Source organism: Heyndrickxia oleronia, from assembly GCF_017809215.1.
Taxonomy (GTDB): Bacteria; Bacillota; Bacilli; order Bacillales; family Bacillaceae_C; genus Heyndrickxia; species Heyndrickxia oleronia.
Genome location: NZ_CP065424.1, coordinates 640,754 through 663,321, shown reverse-complemented (window position 1 = coordinate 663,321; position 22,568 = coordinate 640,754). Strand labels below are relative to the sequence as shown.

At 34.1% G+C, this 22,568-nt stretch carries 17 protein-coding genes; 1 reads left to right on the top strand and 16 read right to left on the bottom strand.

The annotated features are described in order from the left end of the window. Positions 1-45 precede the first annotated feature (45 nt). Complete coding sequence (locus I5818_RS03480) at positions 46-2,007, bottom strand: hypothetical protein (protein WP_078110497.1); 1,962 nt, start codon at positions 2,005-2,007, stop codon at positions 46-48. A 1,378-nt stretch (positions 2,008-3,385) separates the two neighbouring features. Between I5818_RS03480 and I5818_RS03475 the strand changes: the two genes are divergently transcribed. Continuing rightward, on the top strand, positions 3,386-4,360 hold the full coding sequence (locus tag I5818_RS03475) for a uracil-DNA glycosylase (RefSeq protein WP_078110498.1): 975 nt from the start codon (positions 3,386-3,388) through the stop codon (positions 4,358-4,360). Positions 4,361-4,579: 219 nt separating this feature from the next. Here the strand turns inward: I5818_RS03475 and I5818_RS03470 are convergent, their stop codons facing one another. From I5818_RS03470 to I5818_RS03400, 15 genes are all read right to left on the bottom strand, one after another. Next, the gene (locus I5818_RS03470; protein ID WP_078110499.1) at positions 4,580-5,398 is read right to left on the bottom strand and encodes a hypothetical protein; all 819 of its coding nucleotides are present in this window, start codon (positions 5,396-5,398) and stop codon (positions 4,580-4,582) included. Between the two features lie 43 nt (positions 5,399-5,441). After that, positions 5,442-6,347, bottom strand: a complete 906-nt coding sequence (locus tag I5818_RS03465) for a tyrosine-type recombinase/integrase (RefSeq protein WP_235849708.1) — start codon at positions 6,345-6,347, stop codon at positions 5,442-5,444. A 65-nt stretch (positions 6,348-6,412) separates the two neighbouring features. Further along, positions 6,413-8,200: a DUF927 domain-containing protein gene (locus tag I5818_RS03460; RefSeq protein ID WP_209391853.1), complete on the bottom strand. Its 1,788-nt coding sequence runs from the start codon at positions 8,198-8,200 to the stop codon at positions 6,413-6,415. Between the two features lie 160 nt (positions 8,201-8,360). After that, entirely contained in the window at positions 8,361-8,897 is a 537-nt protein-coding gene (locus I5818_RS03455; protein ID WP_078110501.1) for a hypothetical protein, read from the bottom strand. Positions 8,898-8,995: 98 nt separating this feature from the next. Continuing rightward, entirely contained in the window at positions 8,996-9,721 is a 726-nt protein-coding gene (locus I5818_RS03450) for a hypothetical protein (RefSeq protein WP_078110502.1), read from the bottom strand. Between the two features lie 142 nt (positions 9,722-9,863). Next, a complete protein-coding gene (locus I5818_RS03445; protein ID WP_078110503.1) occupies positions 9,864-10,619 on the bottom strand; it encodes a hypothetical protein in 756 nt (251 codons plus the stop codon). Positions 10,620-10,743: 124 nt separating this feature from the next. Next, on the bottom strand, positions 10,744-11,187 hold the full coding sequence (locus I5818_RS03440; RefSeq protein WP_078110504.1) for a hypothetical protein: 444 nt from the start codon (positions 11,185-11,187) through the stop codon (positions 10,744-10,746). 202 nt (positions 11,188-11,389) lie between these two features. Continuing rightward, on the bottom strand, positions 11,390-11,695 hold the full coding sequence (locus I5818_RS03435) for a DUF960 family protein (RefSeq protein ID WP_169846924.1): 306 nt from the start codon (positions 11,693-11,695) through the stop codon (positions 11,390-11,392). Between the two features lie 11 nt (positions 11,696-11,706). Beyond that, complete coding sequence (locus tag I5818_RS03430; RefSeq protein ID WP_078110506.1) at positions 11,707-12,063, bottom strand: hypothetical protein; 357 nt, start codon at positions 12,061-12,063, stop codon at positions 11,707-11,709. Between the two features lie 233 nt (positions 12,064-12,296). Then, the gene (locus tag I5818_RS03425) at positions 12,297-13,175 is read right to left on the bottom strand and encodes a tyrosine-type recombinase/integrase (protein WP_078110507.1); all 879 of its coding nucleotides are present in this window, start codon (positions 13,173-13,175) and stop codon (positions 12,297-12,299) included. Positions 13,176-13,234: 59 nt separating this feature from the next. Beyond that, on the bottom strand, positions 13,235-13,456 hold the full coding sequence (locus I5818_RS03420) for a hypothetical protein (protein WP_078110508.1): 222 nt from the start codon (positions 13,454-13,456) through the stop codon (positions 13,235-13,237). A gap of 169 nt (positions 13,457-13,625) precedes the next feature. Further along, positions 13,626-13,886 carry a hypothetical protein gene (locus tag I5818_RS03415; RefSeq protein ID WP_078110482.1) on the bottom strand — a complete coding sequence of 87 codons (261 nt, stop codon included), beginning with the start codon at positions 13,884-13,886 and terminating at the stop codon, positions 13,626-13,628. Positions 13,887-14,284: 398 nt separating this feature from the next. Continuing rightward, positions 14,285-14,692, bottom strand: coding sequence for a hypothetical protein (locus tag I5818_RS03410; protein ID WP_078110481.1), 408 nt, complete (start codon positions 14,690-14,692; stop codon positions 14,285-14,287). Between the two features lie 562 nt (positions 14,693-15,254). Next, a complete protein-coding gene (locus tag I5818_RS03405) occupies positions 15,255-18,245 on the bottom strand; it encodes a hypothetical protein (protein WP_078110480.1) in 2,991 nt (996 codons plus the stop codon). Between the two features lie 82 nt (positions 18,246-18,327). Continuing rightward, a complete protein-coding gene (locus I5818_RS03400; RefSeq protein ID WP_209391852.1) occupies positions 18,328-21,921 on the bottom strand; it encodes an S-layer homology domain-containing protein in 3,594 nt (1,197 codons plus the stop codon). Positions 21,922-22,568: the final 647 nt, after the last annotated feature.

Genomic DNA, 22,568 nt, shown 5'->3' with positions numbered 1-22,568 from the left:
TTCATTAATTATAATACAATATTTAAAAGAGATTGATTTACCAAATTATTGAATAGTTACATTACCAGATTGAATGTTACCAGATGCATCTTTTGCACCAGTTGAAGAAATTACATCTCCTACTGCAACATCAGCACCAGCACCTAAAGTGATTGTAAGAACCTTTTTATCATTATCCCAAGAATAAACAGGATTTGTACCTAAAGTTTTTCCAGTCACTTGAACATTTACACTTGAAGTATTCGCGATTGCTTCATCAAATGTCAATACTAATGTTGAATTATTAATAGCTGCTTCAGCATTCACTCCACCTGCAGTTTTATCTGTTCCAGAAGAAACAGTTGCTAAAGTAGTACCAGTTGCTCCGTTATCAAGGACAGCTTCAATTCCTGTAACAGCTTTTTTAGCATTTACAGCTGTAATAACAGTATTCAAAGTATCAGTGATTGCGTAAGTTCCACCAGCAGGAGTTTCACCAGCTAAATCTACAACTAAAACCTTACCAATACTGTCATAAGCAATTGATGCAGTTGTATTTGTTGTATCTGTATCAACTAGTTTAATTGTCACATCATTACCATCTGTACCAACTTGAGTAGCAGTGAATTTAATACCTTGAATTGTTACACCAGCTTTTGCACCAGGAACAGCAGCTTTTGATGCTTGGTATTTAGCAGAACTTAAAACAGGTGCAGTTGTATCAGGCGCTACATTATTAGTAATATCAAAATAAGGAGTTTTACCTGGTACATATTGTACTGTATCACCAATATTTAATTCAGCTTCAAAGTTTGGTAGTGTTGCAACAACTCCACTGATATATAAGCTGCTATCAGTGTATGAAAGAGTATGTTTCTTACCGTTAATTTCTAATGTTACTTTGTGATTTGCCTTATCAACATCTGTTACTAATCCAGAATAAGCTTTTCCATCAACTAACTCACCCTTGCTTGTGAAAGTTCCAGTTAATGATGCTGGATCAGTAGTTGGTAATACAACCCCTGCACGTGAACCTACAGCTGTTACATATGCTGTTGATCCTTCCTTAGCTTTAATTCTAACAGAAGCTTCTGTATCACTTGTTGAAATAGTTTTAGTAATTGATTCTTTACCATCTGGAGCTATTTCAGTTCCATCAGGTAAAACTAGAGTTCCAGCTCCAGCACTTACATTAAATGTAACGCTTGTTGCATCAGATGCACGACGTGGTTTACCATTTTGGTCAACTAGCTTATAAACAAATTCAATGTAATCATTACCATCAGCTAATGCTGATTTTACAGGTTTACCATCTGCTCCTAGAGCTACTAATTGTGCAGAATATGTTACTTTCTCTACAAAATAAGTAATGTCTGAAGTAGCTTGTAAATCATTTTTATCTAATTCGTTTTTAGTAGCACCGTTATCAACAAATACAACAGGTGTTACATAATCATTAGCAGTATCACCTGCAACAGTAAATGTTGCTTGACCATCTTTATTTACAGAAACTTCATAGTAAATTTTTCCGTTTATTGTTTGTCCTGGTAATGAATTCCCATCTGAATCTAATAGGTAGAAGTTACCTTTTATACCAGCTTTATCAATTGCAACTTTTACTTTTGAATCTACAGATACCGGTTTACCATCTTTATCAGTATAAGTAACTTTGTAGTCACGACCACCAGTTTCTTTTGAATTCAAGTATTTTGCTGCTTCTTTATTTCCTAACGCTTCTAATTTTAATCCAAGAGAATGTTTTAATTCAAATGTAACTTTAGAAGCTTTAGCTTGAAGTGCTCTTGCAGAATATTCAGCATTATATTCTGTTGCTTGATCTCCATCTTGACCAGCGAGAACGGTACCTTCGTACACAATTGGAGTTACAGAAGCATCTTTACCAGATAAAACTAAGTTAGCTTTACCATTAGCATCAAGTTTAACTGCTATTACAGCCTTACCACCTGTAGTTACTTCATGTGGATAATCAGCTGTAGTAGTTGTAACATTTCCATTTGAATTTAACACATAAGTAGATACACCTTGTGCTGAAACTCCTTTGGTAACTTTGTCAGGAGTTACATTTAAGTTTTCTTCAAATGCAACAAATACATATTTACCAGCATTTTTGCTTGAATTAATTTCATAAACTTTATTAGAACCGTTAACTAAAGTAGTTGCTTCAGTAATATCTTTAACAGTTAATTGCTTAGCAGCTGCCCAGTAAACTGTTCCAGTTGAGAACTTAGTACGGTCACCAGTTGCATATGCAGTTACAGTATCTGTTGTATTTGCATAACGCGTGTAAGTGTAAGTAGCTATACCTTCTTCATTAGTAGTTGCTTCAACAACTTGTGGAGCATTTAATGTTTGATTGCTTCCAGTAACGTTGAATGTAACAGGAATACCCGCTTTTGAATCTCCCTCTTTAACAGTAACTTGAGCTTTAACTGTTACTTCTTGACCAAGTACACCTTGGATTGATTTTTCTACTACATTAACCCCAGTAGGAATTACTGCAGAAACACCTTTAAATTTACCTAGTGTTTTGTCACCAGATTTAACAGTGTATAGTTTTCCACCTTCTTGAGCAGAAGTTGTAAGAACTACAGTTTTATCATCTGTTTGTTTAACAACTGCATTGGATACAGTTAAACCTTCGATAGAGAACTTAAGAGCTTTAACATCTTCAACCTTCTCTTTGAAAGTTACTTCAACAGTTGTATTGTTAGTTGCTTAAAAGCAACCAAAAAAATCCAGATCACATCCTCGAACAAAGCCTATGCCCCACAAGGACTTTGGAAGAAACCATCCCGTCCTCCATAGTTGCTCAATGCAAAAAAACGAGAAAGTTTCTCCATCAATAGGAAATCAATACAGACCTAATCATGAGAAAATTCATAGAAAAATTGAGTTGCTGGGCAATCCTTTTCCCCAAACCACACAATTGCCCCCAACAAAAAAAGCCGAACAATTTGATACATCACATGCAATCCCCTCAATCCCCAATGTCCCCCATCAAAAATAGTACTAGGAAAAAAAGAATTGTAGAGCAAAAAAGCTACCTTTTCTGTGAAAAGTAAGGGTTTTTCCCAACCAGCACGGCACCATTATGTTATTTGTCTTCTTCTTAAAGAAAAATAACCAATTATATTCCTTTAATAGTAATATATTCATAGGGAGGTTGATAAGATTTATGATGAAGGATATTATTGAAAAACTATTTAGTTGATATAAGAAGGAACATCGAAGCTTTACTCACCAATGCCTTTAGAGCCTGAATATAAAAAATGGGATTTTAAAAACCAGATGGATCGCTTTGAAACTGCTTTTAGTTAGATAGATCAAGGTTTTAACCAGAAGTAAGTGGAAGAATTCTATAATTTATTGAAAGAGGTTTTGAACAATGAGTGAGGATCATTTTGCTAGATTAAAAGAAATTACTAATAAGGTATTTCCGAATGAGATTAATTTATTAACAAATTATGATGGCTGGGAAGATTCGATAGATTTGCGAGGAAAGAACTTAAAGGTATCCATAATAGAAGAGAATTCTGAATTTGATTATAAATTAAGGTTTTCAGATGAAAGAGGTTTAAATGTGATAATCCCCTGTTTGGGAATAGAATATTTAAATGAATATAGAAATGGCGATCATATCATTATTGAAATCTATTCATATATCTATGAAGGAATTGCACGAATAACGATTAAAGGTGAAGAAATAACCATCCAACACTCTGATAAAGATAAGGATTACTCCGTATTAATAAACCAAGCAAAAGCATGCCAAATTTGTACTGCCATGAAAGAAGTCGAAGCTATAATTGGGTATAATAACGGAAATCTCGATGCAGACATCATGTTCATTGCAGAAGCACCTGGACCAAAAGGAGCCGATGTAACAGGAATTCCTTTACAAGGGGATGCTACGGGGAATAATTTTGACAAACTTTTATCTTTTACTCGTTGGAAACGTTCAGACATTTATATAACAAATGCAGTTTTGTGCTGTCCGACGGATGATACTGGAAAGGTTAGAAAGCCTACCAAACATGAAATCCAAAATTGTCACCCATATCTCGCTAGAATAATAGATTTGGTTAATCCAAAGGTGATCGTTACTTTAGGAAAGAAAGCATTAGAAGCACTAAAGTCAATTGAAAATCATCAAATAATACTTAAAGAGGATGTAGCTTCATATACAAAATGGAATAATAGGTGGGTCTACCCCCTTTATCATCCGAGTCCACAAGTAATTAACACGAAAACTAGAACCATGGAACAACAAAGGACAGATTTTAAACAACTAGAGCATAATTATCATAAGAGAATTATAAAGGGATTAGATCCCATCAGTTATCAAAAAAAGGAAATGTAACCGTTAAACAATACAAATAAGGAATTTTAAAAGGATAAAACCCATACCCCTTCTATTCAAAAGCACTGGCTGTTTCGATTTTTCTATTTGTTTTTTTTTTCGCAAGGGGAGAAGGGGGATGGGAAGCAAAGCCATGGGACGACTAGATTTGTTATCCCCTCTGAAGGGGAAGAGGATGGGGACATAGGGAAAATGATTCCATCCGATTGGATGAATAGGTCAAAAAGACTGCAAAAGGTTTTCCACTTCATAATCGTATCCATACTTCCTGAAAAACTCGATTAGTGCCACTTCAAATAGTTCTCTTTGTTTAATATTCCGCTCATTGCAAAATGTCACCGCCATGTCCTGTAAAGCCTCTGACAATTGAATCGTTTTTCCATTTGCTTTACCTGGAATAATGTATCGGGGCAATGTATCCGTATTAGTTGGATCAATTAACTTTGATATTTTTTCCTTATTTGATGCTAACCATTTTAACAATGGAATATAATCTTGCCGCAATGGCTGGTTATTTTCCATATGATCCATTGGTGGATTCAAGTCTGCTTCCGATATTTCTTTTTGTGTGATCGGTTCATCTAGTATATTTTCAATTTCCATTCCATCATTTTCTATATCTTTATCATTTTCAATCATTCCATATGTTTTCTTATAATTTCCCTCATCTGGTGACCAAACAAAGCCTTTTGAAGTCATATATTCAGCTATTTGGCGATGATCTTTAAACCCCACTTTAGCACAGATATATTCGATATTGAAATTCGGATTTTTCAACATTTCAATGATCATTCCAGCTTTACTTGTTGGCTTTACTTTTTCAACAATCGGTACATCCTTTGTTAATTTTGGTATATAGGTTTGATTCTCACTATCCCAAGTAAAATTTCGTCTTCTCATATAGATATCAAGTGTTTTATAGTTTTTGTGTCCAAATTTTTTAGCTAATTCATCCCTAGGAATATTTTGTGATAAACCTTCTAATATTTCCTTCACTCTTCTATCATAAATTGGTTTTGTATTCTTTTCATTATTCATTCTAAACTCCCCTTATAAAAAGATAAGAGAGGCTAGTGCCCCTCTATAAAACGGATATGGCTTCAGCAAGCTGTTCTTGATTCGCGTGAACATAACGTGAAGTTGTTTTTAAGTCACTATGTCCAAGCAACTTCTGAATATGAACAACATGTACATTATTTTTTACTAAATTTGATGCAAAACTATGCCTTAGTACATGACAGGTGACAACCTTTTCCCACCCTAATTTTTCAGTTGTTTCATGTAATATACGGTTCACATATACATCAGATACTTTCCCAGTCTTTGCAAGAGCAAAGAATCGGTCGCTATCAACAAAAGGACGAATGTTTTCCTTGTAATCTATTAATAATGGTACTAATTTTCCACTTAAAGGTACTTTTCTTTCTTTATCACCTTTTCCGTGTTTTACATGAATCATTCGTGAAACAAGATCAACATCATCTAATGTAAGGGTCAAACATTCAGTAATTCGAAGCCCAGTGAAGAACAAGAACTGAACGATTATTTTAATAATCGGGTGATCAATGGCTTCTACGAGCTCATGATATTCCTCAACATTTATGAAAGTCCGTTCCTTCTTTGGTGCTTTCATTGCATCTATGGGTGCAGCAGCATGGAAGGTTGTCCATCCACGCTTTACAGCATAATTATAAAAAGATCGCATCGTACATAAATGTCGATTCACGCTAGCAGGTTGATAATTTCTTTCATTACTAAGCATTAATAAATAATCTTCTAAATCCTGTGTTTGGATATCTTCAAGCATGACTAATCCATTATATTTCTCCTCCAAGAAGCGATTTATCATATCTAAATCCTTTTTATAACCGCTTATTGTCTCACCACTTGCATTTTTAGCTCTAAGCCCTTCTAAGTAATTCATTGAACATGTTTTGAAAGGCAATTTAGTTGGATTAGGTACTTGTACATGTTTGAATGCATTCATAACTCTTCTCTCCCTTTTTTATCTTGTCGCTCTAGTTAAACTTTTTCTTTTGCTTTTGTCTCATCCTACGGTAGCCGTGGTCGTTTCATATTGGAAATTTCCTCAGGTGTGTAGATTTTTCTGACACCAAATTTCCCCATAAGTTCCTTATCAAACAAAAGAATGTACACTACTGATTGCTCCTTTGATCCAGTTGGTTGTTCCATCCCTAGTCGCTTTCTAAATTTTTCATTCCCAATTTTCCGTCTATTCGTGAACTTTTTGGGTTCTGCTTTTAATAGTTTTTCATTTCTCCATTCTTCGAGGACTACTTTTGGATCTGAAATATTTGCTTCCCTCATCAAAATATTAAATTGATTTCTAAGAAAACATACCTCAATATGATCTTTTTCATATTTTATAAGACCCCAACATTCCTTACCCTTAAATTCACGATCATTTGATTGAAAGCATTCATAGTTTTTCACAACTTGCTCGATCAAAAATTGATATGCTTTATCTGCTTGATTTCGTTCAATTGAAATCTCTTGCTCCACCTCGTTTAACCGTTCCATCATTTGATCTATATCTAAACCAAGTTTTATGGCATCATTGACCATTTCTGCGGTTGCAAGAACTAATCCAAATTTTTCGGATACTCGGGTCACAAAAGCTGAATGATGGAGCATTTCTTCACAATAATCTTTCCATTTATTGCATCTCCTTTCTACTTCCTCTAAGCCTATGGATTGTAAATATTGAACAAACTTGATTCCAGCTTGACCATAGTGTTCAAGTAAGCGCCTTTTTAGATTGTCTGCATTTTCACCTGATGTTGTCCAAGTAGTATTAGCAAATTCAAAAGCACGAACTCTCAGTCCTTCATTGGCATTTGTTTTTTGAAATATAGAATGTTCAGCAGTGGATATAATTGTTGTTGACCAGTCTGCTTGCTCACGAAGTCCACCATCTTTTTTCATACGATCCTTTTCTCGATTTTCTGCAAAAGTATAAATGAGTGTAGTGAAATCTTTTAAGTTACTCATTGATGCTTCATCTAATACGATGGGAACTCCATGGTTATTCCTTAAATAGGAAACAACAGCATTTCCAGTAGCATTCCAACTTTTGATCAACCCTTTTGAGGATTTACTTGGTCGACCGAATGGAGATACAGCTAATTGAGCAGCAGTTGTTTTCCCACGCGTGCTTTTCCCACTAATGTGCATGATCAGCGTATCCATATCTTTAATGGTTGATAACATTCCCACTACAGCGGCAGAAAACCCTAATGTCAATGCAAGTTCTAGATTGGTATTTCCAAGTACTTCATCTGAAATTATAGACTTCCATCCCTGGAATGTTCCTTTTGGCTTTAGGTTATACTCCCCACTATAATTTGACTTAGGAGCCTTATTTCCAAGTATTTCATAATGCTTATAAAGAAAGTCATTTTCTGTTTCATACCAGCCTATATGGGTATGGACGGTGGTATATAGTGCACTAGGTTCTTGAATTCTTAAATACTGAATTATTTGCTTCGCATTGTGATAAAAAACATCAACCCCCTTTTTACTTAATTTTTGCAATTCATTCGGTTGGAGTTGATCACGTGTTATATCAATTGATTTTCTCTTCCCTAAGTAGTCAAATTCAAGTTTCAGAATGACATCATTTGTTTCTTCTGCCTGTTCAATCTGTTTTATTTTGATGTATTTGCTCACAAATTGGTAACTAACTTTTCCATCTTCCTCTACTTTCATAGCTAAAGAGGAAGGAGATAATCGAAAATTTTTATTTGCACCAAAATATTCGTAAGTTGACTTTTTTGTCTTTTGAGTAATTTTTTTCTTTTTTGTTTTATCGTTTTGCATCAATTTGTTCCCCTCCGTCTTGATGATAATGGGAAGGTAATTAGTAACTGTCCCCTTATTCATGACCTTTCAATAATGTGGAAATTCCTTCACATCATTTGTAAAATTATATTAGAAGTTGAAATCCATTCTCCAATTTCCTATTAGTTTTCATCTGTTGCTAGTCTATATCTATTTCATTTATATCGCCGTCATCATCTTCCCCGTCTATTTCATCCTCATTATTATGTGCATCTTCAAGTTCTTGACGTGCAAGACTTTCCTTCTCTAGCATTTCATCTAAATTTGTTTGATATTTTTTATTCAAAGGATCTGCCTTTACAATATTAATGTACGTATTTGCACCTCTAGTTCTAAATTTCACCTCAACAATTAATCCTTTATCAATAAGATCATTAAGTAAATATTCATTGACATCAGGTGGTAAAACAGCATTCAGAATTTGTTGATCAATATAATTAGGTGGGTTATCTTCAAAGATTGTTGATGTGAATTCCTCCTTGGAAACCAAATGTTGAAATGTAAACTTTAATGTTTTCGTGCCATATTGTGTTTGATTCCCTTGTTTGCAATTAAGAATACGTACTGGTAACTTATTATCTTCTACAATCATTCCAGTATTTTGATTACGTGTACGTTTGTCGGTGCTTTTGTTAGTATAAGAATTTGTGCGATTTCTTCGAAAATTTGAACTCATATAAATTATCCTCTCTATAGCAAATTATTTATTTTGAATATCCAGTTTATGGGCTATGCAGGAATAGACTCTTTATTCTATTCCTGAATCATTGATTTCTAGTTATTTCCTATAATTGCAACAATAGAATCATTCATTTTTTGGTAAGTTACCTTTGAAAAGGTGAATGATGTACAATTGGTAAAGTCAAGGTTACAATGATTAGTGACCTGCTCCACTAACTCTTTGTTATAAATCATGTGCTTTGCTCCTAGCTTTTTTAATTCATACAGGGTGAATGTGTCACCCAAGTTTTCACCAATCACAATCCCACCATTTATGAATCCAAACTGTAAAGCCATGGGATTCCCCAGCCCATTGTGTACTTCGCGGGATACAGCAATTCGCTTCCCATTATTCGAATTCACAACTGAAAGTACCCCAGCATCAGGGATCATATTTTTTTTAGTAGAAATTGATGGAATAATATCTAAAGAATTAAATGTTGCTTCTTCAAGACTTTCTTTCATCGCATCCTTTATAGAACCATGATTCATACCATCACCAACTTCTAATGAATCAAGATTGTTGGAGTCTGTATTCATATTTTGATTTACTTGAGATTCTGTTTGATGAATAGATTTCGTATAACTTTTTGACATATCCTCATCCAATATACCTTCTTTGGTGTCATAGATTTCATCATCTAAATCATCCATAAACTCGATATCACCTTCAATATCAACTTCTAATTCATCTTCTTCAAAATTAGATTCTACCTCTTCATCAATAAGTTCGATTTCCTTATTTGTTACATTTGTAGCCAATGGTGTATTATTTGCCATTTCTTCATCTCTCCTTTTCTTAATTTCTAGTACTTCTCAAGAATAATGGATACAGAATATGTTGACGAGGTAAGGTAATTTGCAAAAGTTTTCCTTGACAAACAAAATGCGAATGGGTATAGGCTCCCATTCGCATTTTATTTTACTTTTTTGTTGTGTTTTTCAATAGTTCACCGATAGTCTTTTCTATTGAATTATATCCTGCAAAATTGTGGTTAATTAGTGCAACTTCTTTAAACTTTTCTTGGAGTAGTTCCTCCACTTTATTAATTAATTGCTCTTCTGGTAAATTAGCAATCAAGTCCCAACCCTTTTCTTCTATATTCCCTTCTAATTCTTGAGTAATCGAATGATATGCTTGTTCTGCTATTTGTTTTATAAATTTCCCCATTAAATGCTTTGTAATCTTTTTATCTCTTTCAAGTAACTTTTCCTCTATCTCTATACGTTCCTTTAATGAGATATGTTCAATAAGAAAGAGAAATGCATCATGAATTTCTTCCTTTTCATCATGAATATCCTTTAACCGTTGTCCAAGTTGAAAAGTTTCGAAATTTTTTATTCTATCAATTAATCCTTCGTCTGATAAATGTTCAATTCTTTCAACCAACTCATTTCTGTATCGTTTAACATCTTCTTCATTAACTTTTTGTATTTTCTGTTTCCTTTTTAAATAAGGATCGTTATCTATCCCCTGGATAAGAAGACTAATTAACTGCTCCTGCTCTGCATTCAAGGAATACTCTAGGTTTCCTTTTTCATTTAGAGTTTTGAGGGACTCTTTATCAAACCCAAACACATCTGCCATTTGATCAATGTAATTTCGAATTGTCTTTTCATCTCGGTAATGCTTTTTAGCTAGATCATTAATAGAATACTTATGCTCTTTACTACTCATGCTATCACTTACCAATCTCTTTCAATTTTACATTTCATTTATTATTTTATTTAAATATATTATATCCTCATGGCTCCTAATGAGCCATGAGAAAGTAATTAATAACATTTAATACTTATTTTTATTAATCTTCTTGATGGTACTTTTTCATTAGATAATCTTTGATGCTATCATTCACAAATTTCGTAATCGATTCAATTTGTCCCTGCTTCTGCATTATATGAACAATTTGGTGAATATTCTTTTCCAAATAAGTAGTGACCCTTACATGTGTATCATTGAAGGATTGCTTTTTCCCCATTTTCTTTGGTACAAAAGGCTTCCCATCAATCATAAATGTGGGATTCTCTCTTTCGGAATTATATTCATCCTCATCTTCCAACTCTTCAACTTCTTCATATTCTACATCTAAATCTTGCTCTGATTCTACTTCATACTCTTCTTCTATTTCCTCACACGAATCTTGCTCTAAATAATCATCAATAGAGTGAACATCCTTCTCTCGATCACTTCTAAATCTGCTTAAATCTAGATTCCTTTTTCTTCTCATCCCGTAGTAATTATTCATTATTTTGTCTCCCCTTCTTTTACAAAAACATTTACTCGTAAATTACATAAATATATATGTTTACATCTATGTAGACGTATTATTTTATTGTTTTTATAACCGTATGAAAAGAAAAGACAAAAAAATGAATGTGGTTTTAATATAAGAAAGAGTAACACCTGCCTGTTCACATTTAGTCATGGAAACAAGCAGGTATCCTTTATTAATAATCTTCTGGATACAACATCATTTGGTATTCACCATTATCAAGGCACCAGACAGTGCTCGTTACGGGACGGGTTTGCTGAAGCGGAATGAGCCACTGCTGCTTATGCATAGGACATTCCTGCTGATGAATAATAGATTGCATTCCCTTTTCATTCGTTAATTCGAATACTTGAAGAAAGTCTAACTCTTCATCATTATTTACCCTCTCTTCAATCAAATTCCATATGATCATTTGTATTTCAATGTGAAGTCCATCTGCAATATTTCTAGTCATATATCGTTTATCTTGATTCCTAAACATAGTATTCACCCTTAATTTTTCAACCATTCCTCAAATGATGGTTCGAGCGTTCCTTCTAACACATATACAAGATGCATTTGATGGTCATTCATAATTCCCATTCGTAAGTATTTGATTTCTTCATTCTCTTCTACATCCACAAACTCTAAGTGAATCAATTGTTTATAGATGAATTCTCCATCGTTTTCCTTCTCCAAATGATACATGCAAGTGTGATTGGGTAAGCGAAAAGATATAAGGGGTTCTCCTTCATTTTCTGATTCATACCATTCCAGGAATTGATCCTCTATGATTTTTATATACTTAGTTGGCAAAGCACTTCTTTCTTTTAGTTTTTCGATGTCTGCTATTGATTGGATGATTTTCACGGAATCACTCCTTCTTTTTTTCGTTCTAGCTCATCTGCCTAATCCGATTGGGAAATCCCAAAAATCGGCTGTCATTTTTGCCTAGGGTGCTGTCCTTCCCTTATCTCGAAAGATGCTCTTCTCGCAAAAATCATTTTTGGATTCGCAAGCAATTCCTACCGATTTCGGATTTCGAATGTGGGACAGTTTCTGTCGTTCGACACAAACGCTCGAACATTTTCCTTTCTGTTGCGCTAAAGCTTTTCTACTGCAATTTGTTTTTCTTCCCTAGTAGTCTGTATATAGAACTTAGCGGTCATATTAATTGTGGAATGACCTGCTAGTTTACTAACCGTTGTTAGGTCAACTCCTTTTCTCAATAATCTTGTGCAAAAAGTGTGCCTAAACAAATGCGGATAAAGTTTGAATCCAAGTTCCTTAGATATTTTCATTAACCAATTTCTAACCGCATCATGATGAACCTTTGGTGATCGCTGGCTAAGGAGAAGATATTCGCTATCTTTATATTTGCTTCGGTTCCTATCATTTTGGATATATTGCTTGATTAGATGGATCAGATCCTGTCGCAAACTTATCTCCCTAATTTTTCCTCCTTTGCCCCTCACTACAAGAGTAGTAGTAAGAAAATCAATGTCTTGCATTTTGATGCTGACCAGTTCACTCACTCGTACCCCAGTGTATAGAAGCAAATAGGCAATAAGCTTATTTCGAGGGCTCACTTTTATATGATCCTCAAGATAGAATAATAGCTTGTCCACCTGTTCATCGGATAAGGCTTCTACTGTTTTTTCGCTACCTGCAGCGATTTTCACCTTGTCTTTTTTTAGCTGAATATATGATTCCTCTACTAACCCTTTCATTTGCAGGAAATCATTATAGACTTTTAAGCTATTTATTTTTTTATTAATAGTTGCCACTGAAAAATCATTATCTATTAAATATTGCTTATATCGAACAAAGGAAAAACGTGTTAATGGTTGAGATGCATCAACCGCCATTTCATCAAGATATTTTTGGAATCCTAATATATCTCCCACATATGACTCAATGGTCTTTTCTGCCTTTCCTTCTTCATAGAGCCATTGCTTAAATTCCTTTGATAGTTCATTCATTACTTTCAGACCCTTCTAAATGTAAAAAGCCATTGGTGCTCATATTTGCACCAATGGCTTTACCAATTGTTATTATAATTATTACCTTCTGTAAATGTACGAAAGCTCTCTCTTATCTCTGATTCATTATACCCCCATGCTTGACGAATTTGTTTTGGATCTAGAATTCGATAATGCTCTGAAAAGATATTCCTTTGTAACTTCCAACCTTTCTTGTAATCTAGTGTCTCCCAAAATACGTTTCCACCTAAAGTTTTTGTCGGGATATTCGGAAATAACATTTGATCTCTCCTTATGATTTTTTTTATAACTCACGATAGAATTATATTTATATCGTAAGATTTTTATAGTAAATAATTACTCTATTCCATGTAACCAATACAATTTCATTTTTAGAATAAATGATAGAATAATTATTTCGTAAGTTTGTTTAAAGAAATATCGTGAGTTTTATTCAAGGGATTCAGCCACCATTTCAAGATAACCTAAATACTTTTTAACCATTTCCTTATGTTTAGAAGTAGGTATGATTGAAATAGCATAATCTATCATTTCATGATCAACCTTAATTTCATCTATAACGATTTCTTCTAGCATTTGTTGAATTAGTTGATTCTCAGTCAATATTTCCTTACCATAATAACCTGTACGATCATCAAATTCTCTATAAAATACTTTCCCATTTAGAACTACCTTATGATATTTCTGCATTTTACATTGTTTCTCCCTTCCGTACCAATGAAACGTCAGAGATGGTGAATTAGTTTCCCTAATGGAAAAATGATATTCGGCGATAGAGCCACTTAGTAAATGCTTCATTAGTTTTATCCATCTCCATCTTCTGGTGATCGGGTGTATCTTTTCTTATACAGTATGCTAGTTCCTTTACTAGCTTTCTTTAAGCTAATATTACTTACTCTCTTTGTGTTGCTCTTTCATTTCCATGCCCCCATATCTAATTACATTTGCTGATTGGCTGTACTCCATGCTTATCATAAAAGACTCCCCTCAAATTAAAATAGTCCTATTTCCACCGAAGGAATTAGGACTGATTAAGCTTATCAATAATATAATATTAATTTATTTTCATTTTTGTTTCGGATGGTTATTTACCTTTTTAGCTTCTTCTCCAATAATATCTTTTTCATATATTTTCCCACCTCATACTTACATTGAGATTGCAAAAGTAACATCCGCAAATCCTTCAACCCATTGTTAGAAACAATTGTACGGATATACATATTATTCACATATCCTTGTTTTATCCCTTCACATACATTGGCAACAATCTTTTCATCACTCACAACATGCCGAATAAAAAACCAAGCCTTTGGTGTTATTTCCATTGCCTTTAACGCTTGTTCTTCCGTTGGTTCGAAAATAAATGACTCAATGGCTCTTTTTTGAATCATTGTCAAACGGTAATCAAGATACATATCCCTTACTGTTTCAACACGACTTCTTTTCACATTATTAGGAGCAATTTTGTTTAGTAATTCTAATGTACTCATTTTCATTGTTATCACCCATTAATCAAAATATTGAAAACACAAAAAACGCTTATTACAAAAACACCCCATGATTGAGATACTTTTGTAATCAGCGTTATTATTCGAATCCTTATAAGGACTCTTTTCAAATAACTTCGTACTGCCTTTTGGTTATCCTTTGAAAATTAAAGGTTGTCCACTGGCTCTGTGCTGTTACGTTTATTTATTTTTCCTGATAATTATATACTTATATTATTCCAATTGCAAATTTATATATTATAAACTAACATTAATCCTTCATGGAACGACATTTTTTGTCATCATTCTATTCCTGGCATCTAATTCTATTGCCCTAATATTCTAAAATTCAGCAGCAAATCTCTATTCACGCTTGTAAATAAAAGAGTCCATCCGAAAAAATTAGGAGAAACTTTACTTTGGATGGACGTTTTTATGATGACCAATGATAAACACCGAACGATATGGTTTTGAAAATGAATTCACTTTTCAAAAAGAAAAGCCTTAGAGATTTCTCTCTAAAGGCTTTTCATCAATATTTTTTACAGACTAACTTCCCACTCAGAATCTATTAATTAAAAGATAAAGTTGGAGCAGCTGCATTATTAGCTTTAGCATCAGTTAATGTAATCTTAGCTGAAGCAGCTTCTACAGATGCGAAACGTGAATCTTTTTCTTTAATTTTAGCAGCAAGGTTTTCTGCTGTTTTATCTGCTGTAGAACCAATTACAAAGTCAGTTCCTGCTACATAAGTTTTGCCATTTAGATTTACTCTATCACCAATAGCAAAGTTTGTTGTAACAGTAAAGCTATATACTCCAGCTTGTGTAGGTGTTACTTCATTCACACCACCAGTTAAAGTGATAACAACAGGAGTTTTTACTTCGTCAAATGAAGGTGCATCTGTACCTGTAAGTTCTACATTAGCAACAGTAACATCACCGTGTACAGCTGTTACTGCAGCAATTGCATCATTAATTTTAGCTACTGTATTATTAGTATCATTGAAGCCTAATTCTACAGTGATTTCACGTGCAGAACCATCGTATGATGCTTCTTGTTTATCAGCAGTTTTTCCATCTTGTACAAACTTAACTTTTAAACCATTATAAGCAGCTTGTTTAGTTTCAGTAGATTTTACTGCAGCTGTTACAGATTTTTTACCTATAGCAACTGATCCTTTAGCATCTACTTGCTCAACAGCTATTTGGTTAGGTTGATCAGTATCTAATACTGAAATTTTACTTGCATTTGGTTGAGCAATTTCTACATCTTTAATAGCCTTGTTAGAAGTACCATCTGCAAAAACGATTTGATCAGCATCTACATTAACTTTATCAGAAGTATCAACATCAACAGTAGTACCGTTTACTTTTAATACTACAGTATCACCTGCAACAGATGCAACAGAATCTACTGTACCATCAGCGATTTTAAAGTCTTTTAAATCGATTGATGAAGATACTACATTCTTATCAAATGTTAATGTTAGTGTTTTTCCATCAACAGACAAGATAGCAGAGCTGATAGTTCCCTTCGCAGCATTACCAGCATCACCGATTTTTTCAAGTTCTAATGTGTAAGTTCCATCTTCGTTCTTAACTGCTGTTACAGTTACTGGCTTCTTAGCATTTAATGCATCAGATACTAATTGTTCAAATCTAGCTTCATCAATTACAATACCTTGTTCATTTTTAAATGACTTAGTAGAATAAGTGATTTCATCATATCCAACAAATTTTAATTTGTTGTCAGAAGACTTGATAGATTCAACTAAACCAGTGTATACATTAGGAATTTGAGTTCCTTTAGTAAACGCGATTGAAGCTGATTTATTTGGTAAGCTTACTTGAGAAGCAGATGCTTGAACAGTTACGTTAGAAGCAACGTTTTCTGAATTAACTTCAAGTACAGCTTTACCATTAGTTGCATTAACTTTTACAGTTTCAGTTGTTCCCTTTTTAACTACCTTAGAACCAAATGTACCTTTTACAGTTACATCAGCAAAGTGAGCTGTAATTTGGTAAGATACTTCATAAGAACCAGTTCCAGTATAGTAATCAAATCCATTTTGATCAACTGAACCGTAATGGAAGAACGCTGATTGTGAACTTGGTAAAGTTTCTACTACTTTACCAGCAGCATTTTTAACTTTAAGAGCAGCATTATTAACTACTGCATCTACGAAGTAAGTAGTTTCACCTACTGTTTGAAGATCTGCTTTATCTAATCCTGCTTCTTTACCATTTTCAATGTAAACAGTTGGCGCAGCAAATGCATCACGAGCACCTACTAAAGTGAATGTTGCTTCACCTTTATTACCTGTAACCTTAATAGGTAAAACTGTGTTTTTATTAATTAAAACTCGAGCACCATTAGCATCTAAAATATAGGCAGATTTATCAGTACTGTAGCTACCTTCAGCAAATGTTACATAAGCTACTGTTCCTTCTGGAGCAACCTTACCATCTTTATCTGTAATAGTTACAGTATAGTCACGTCCACCTTCACCAATACCTTTTGCGTCAATAGCTGCAGCATTTTGTACGCCTTCAGCTTTAACAGTTAATCCTAAAGTATGGCTTAAAGCGAATTTTACAGTTTTCGCAGAAGCTTGTAATTCAGTAGCTCCATATTTTCCATCTTTGTTAGCATCTACAAATACTACTGGTGTTACAGAAGCATTTGAACCTGTAAGTGTGAATGTCGCTTCACCTTTAGCATCAACTTTAACACGTACTTCGTTAACCCCACCAGTTGTAACTTGTGAAGGATACTTAGCATTTGTTGTTACTCCAGTATCGATTACTTCAACGTCACGAACTAATTTATCAGGAGTTACATTTACGTTTTCAGCAAACGCAACATTAACATATTTGTACAATTCTTTACCCGCAGCATCTTTTTCTACTTGGTAAGAATCAGTTTTGATTTTGTAAACTTTTTTAGAACCATTAGCTAATTCGTTACCTTCAGTAGCTTCAGTGATAGTTAATGCCTCAGCCCAATATACTTTACCAGAAGATAAAACTGAAGATTTATCAGTAGCATAAGCTGTTACATTATCGTTATGTTTGTAGTAACGAGTGTAAGAGTAAGAAGCTACACCATTTTCATCAGTTAAAGCTTCTACTTCAATTTTGCTATTTAAGTTAGTGTTGTCACTAACGATATTGAAAGTTACAGGAATACCCGCTTTTGATTTGCCAGCATCAACTGTTACTTCAGCTTTTAAAGTTACTTCTTTACCAATTGTTCCTTGAACAGATGGAGTAGTTACCTTAATAGATGTAGGTACTACTGCAGAAGCACCGATGAATTTACCAAGAGTAGTTGAACCAGATTTAACAGTGTATTGCTTTCCACCTTCTTGAGCAGAAGTTGTAAGAACTACTGTTTTGCTATCTGTTTGTTTAACAGCCGCATTAGAAACAGTTAAACCTTCGATTAAGAAGTTAGCTGCTTTAACAATTATAATTAAAAAATCTAAATATCTCAATTTTATATTATTGGTATTTTTCAGGGTAACATTAATAAGGAAGAAATAACAGAAAAGCTCCATAGAGATTTCCCTCTATGGAGCTTTATACTTAACTTATATCTACATTATTCTAATAATAATGAGAAGTGACATTCAACCTAACTTACTTAGTAGAAACTGATAATAATACTCCAGTTGTTGCTGCTGGTGTATCTTGAGTAAGAATAACCGCATCACCATTTGAAGTTACTGTGTAAGTTGTAGTAGTCGTATCAAGAGCTGTATCTAAAGCAGCCGCGATAGCAGACGCTGTAGCTGAAGCTGTAGCTGCACCAGTGAAATCTGTTCCTTCAGTTAAAACAACTGTCTCAGAACCAATTTTAACTGTAACTTTTACTCCTGAAGAAGCAGTGATTGCATTCAATACTTTGAATGAGTATTGAGCAGGTGTTGCAACTGCATTAGAACCAGTTCCAGTTACTGGTGTAGTTGAAACTGCTGTTCCGTTAATTTCTAAAGTTCCATCACCTTCAACTGATAAAGAAGCTGTTGAACCTTTTGCATCTGTTTTTAAGTTAATACCAGTTGTAGTTGCTTTAGCTACAACGTCAGCACCAACTAATTTTGCTTCGTTATTAATTTTTGTTGCGATTGCTTCTAAATCATCGTTAGCAGATAGATTGACATTTAAAGTAACTGTTCCAGCTTTTACAACTAAAGCTCCTGCAGTAGAAACTTTTCCAGTTGCAGCTAGATCAATAGAAGCTACTGTAGCTTGACCAGCACTATAAGGAACACCCGGTGTACCGTTATTAAGCGCCTGTACATACAATGCATCTGTTACATCTACTGTGAACTTAACATTTGCAAATCCACCTTTGCTGTCAGAAACAACTGCGTTTACTGTTGTGCTACCAACTCCAGCAGGAGTTACAGTGATTGATGTACCAGGAGCACCAGCAACTGTAGCAACGCTTGCATCAGAAGAATATGCACTTACGATAGTTAAGGCATCTCCATCTTCATCAGTAGCTAATTGAGAAGCTGTAAATGTTAATGCAGTACCATTTGAAGCAACAACTTGGTTTCCAACTGCTTTTGCAACTGGTTCATGGTTAACAGGTGCAGTAGGAGGTGTAGTAGGTAAAGTACCTGAACCTCTAGTAGTTAGATGGAATTGGCTCTTATCGCCAACTTTTTTGTATGTTACTTCAGCATTTTGTCCTAATCCATCAACAAATTCTTCAACAGTAAGTGGTTTATTTGAACTATCATAAAGATCTGCACCAGAGTAGTTGAATTTCTCAACTTTACTATTTTTGTCTTGTAGGTAAATATCCTTCTTAGCAGGATTATGAGCAATTACTTTACCACTGAACACATTAATTGTAGGTGTAACAACACTTACTGATTTTGAAACATTAGGTAAGCTTACTAAAGATGCAGATGCTTGAACACCAATTGTAGAGTCTACATCTGATTTAACTTTAATAACTGCAGTACCCTTTGAAGCTGTTACTTTAAATGATTCAGTAGTACCTTTCTTAACAGTTCCGATTACAGAACCACCATCAGTAGTTACAGTAACATCACCAAATTGAGCTGTAACTTGGAAAGTTACTTCATATGATCCAGTACCAGCATAATAATCAAAACCATTTTGATCAACTGATTGATATGTGAATTTTGCTGCTTCTCCATTAACTACGCTAGTTACTTCGTTTCCGTCTTTATCTGTAATAGTTAAAGTTGCATTTTCAACTACAGCATTTACGAAATAAGTAATTTCTCCAACTTTTTGTAAATCGTTATCATCAAGGGCTACTTCTTTAGAAGTTCCGTTATTTAAGAATACTGTTGGTGTAGCATAAGCATCTTTCTCACCAGTTAATACAAATGATGCTTGACCCTTATCATTTGTAACTTTGATTGCATATGTTTTACCTACTTCTGCAAGAGAACCATCAACATATACTTTTTTATCTTTACTTAAGCTGTCTTTTTGGAATGTTACATATGCAACTGTTCCCTTAGGAGCTACTTTACCCTCTTTATCAGTAACAGTTACAGTGTATTCACGTCCACCTTTACCTTTATCTTCAGTAGAAATTGAAGCTGCATTTTGAGAACCTTCAGCTTTTACATCCAAACCAAGAGTATGGCTAAGATCGAATTTAACTGTAGCTGCTTTTGCTTGTAAATCAGTAGCAGTTAATTTTTCGTCTTTGTTTGTATGAACGAATACGATTGGTGTTACAGAAGCATTAGAACCTGTTAGAGTAAATGTTCCTTCACCTTTATCATTGATTTTCACACGTACTTTATTAACTCCACCAGTTGTTACTTGAGATGGATATTCAGAGTTAGTTGATAATCCAGTATCAATAACTTTTACTCCACGAACAAGCTTATCTGGAGTTACATCTACGTTTTCAGCAAATGCCACGTTTACGTATTTGTATTCTTCTTTACCAGATGCATCTTTTTGTACTTGATAAGCATCAGTTTTAATTTTGTATACTTTTTTAGAACCATTAGCTAAAGTGTTACCTTCAGTTACTTCAGTAAGAGATAATCCTTCAGCCCAGTATACTTTACCACTTGAATATACTTGTGATTTTTGAGTAGCATAAGCTGTTACATTATCGTTATGTTTGTAGTAACGAGTGTAAGAGTATGAAGCTACACCATTTTCGTCAGTTAAAGCTTCAACTTCAATTTTATTATTTAAGTTTGAGTTATCACTAACGATATTGAAAGTTACAGGAATTCCAGCTTTTGATTTGCCAGCTTCTACTGTTACTTCAGCTTTTAAAGTTACTTCTTTACCAATTGTTCCTTGAACAGAAGGAGTAGTTACTTTAATAGCTGTAGGAACTACCGCAGAAGCACCGATGAATTTACCTAAAGTAGCTGAACCAGACTTAACAGTATATTGTTTTCCACCTTCTTGAGCAGAAGTTGTAAGAACTACTGTTTTGCTATCTGTTTGTTTAACAGCTGCATTAGAAACAGTTAAACCTTCAATTGAGAAGTTAGCTGCTTTTACATCTTTAGCCTCAACTGCATTTTTGAAAGTTACTTCAACAGTTGTATTGTTAGTTGCTTTAACTAATTCAACACCTGGGAAGTTATTACCAATTACATCACCAAATTTAGAGTCAGCACGGTGTAAAAGAATTGCTAAGTCTCCACGTTTGATAGGTGCGCTTGGATCGAATTTAGAAGCAGTTACCCCTTTGATTAATCCGTTAGCATAAGCTGTTTGGATGTAAGGAGTTGCCCAGTTACCAGCCTTCACATCAGTGAATGGAGTTGCAGCATTAGTTAATGTTAAGCCATAAGCGTCAACAACTAATTTAGCAAATTCCGCACGAGTGATGTTACCTTCTGGTTTGAATGTTCCATTTTCATAACCATTGATTAATTTTGCAGCATATAAGCTGTTGATGTATGGAGTTGACCAGTAGCCATCTTTAACATCTTTGAATGGAGTTTTTGTACCGTCTTCAAGGTGTCTAATAAGAGTGATAACTTTCGCTACTTCTCCACGAGTTACCTTGTTTTCAGGTTTGAACGTACCATTTTCGTAACCATTTAAAATACCTGCTTCAGCTAAAGCATCGATAGCTGTTTTGTACTCAGGTTTTGTAACATCTGAGAACCCAGCAGCTGAGCTTGCGATTGGTGCTACTGCAGATGCAACTAATGCTGCTGTTGCTGTAGTAGCGAATACTTTACGTGACTTTTTAGCCATGTTTGTATTTCCTCCCTTTTTTTATACTACATAGTTATTTAACTAGTTTCGGAGACATAGTTTACATGATAAGTAGTCTTAAGATCAGAATCTTTCCTACTATATGTATATATGAACCTATGCCGTCTCACGAGCCTAGTAAAATACGAATGAGCAAATTTAGCATATAATGCAACTACTAGTATATCTTACCTAAAATGTGAGGTCAACCATTTTTTGCTAAGGTTTCTAGTTTTTCTTTGCATTGGATAAATTTACTCAATAAAGTTATTATTACAAGATATGACATGAATTTCAAGTGAATCTACTGTTGAAAATATTACCATTTCCAATTTTTAGATCACTTGTGACCTCTTCCCATTAATTTCGACAGAAATAGTGGAAAGTTAAGGCTATTTCTGTAAAAACTAACATGTTAAAACTATCATCTGGAAGAATATATTTCCAAGATTTAAGAAAAATATACATTACCCTTGACGAAAATACAAGAATAATTGGAGAAAATCTTTGATTCGTAATACATTTGTAATATTCTTGAGACAATATCATTCTTTTTATCTAAAAATATCCAGTATTATAGGGGTTACGACCCAAACTACCGGTAATTCACTGCAAAATCCTGTACAATATTACTAATCCAAAGGATG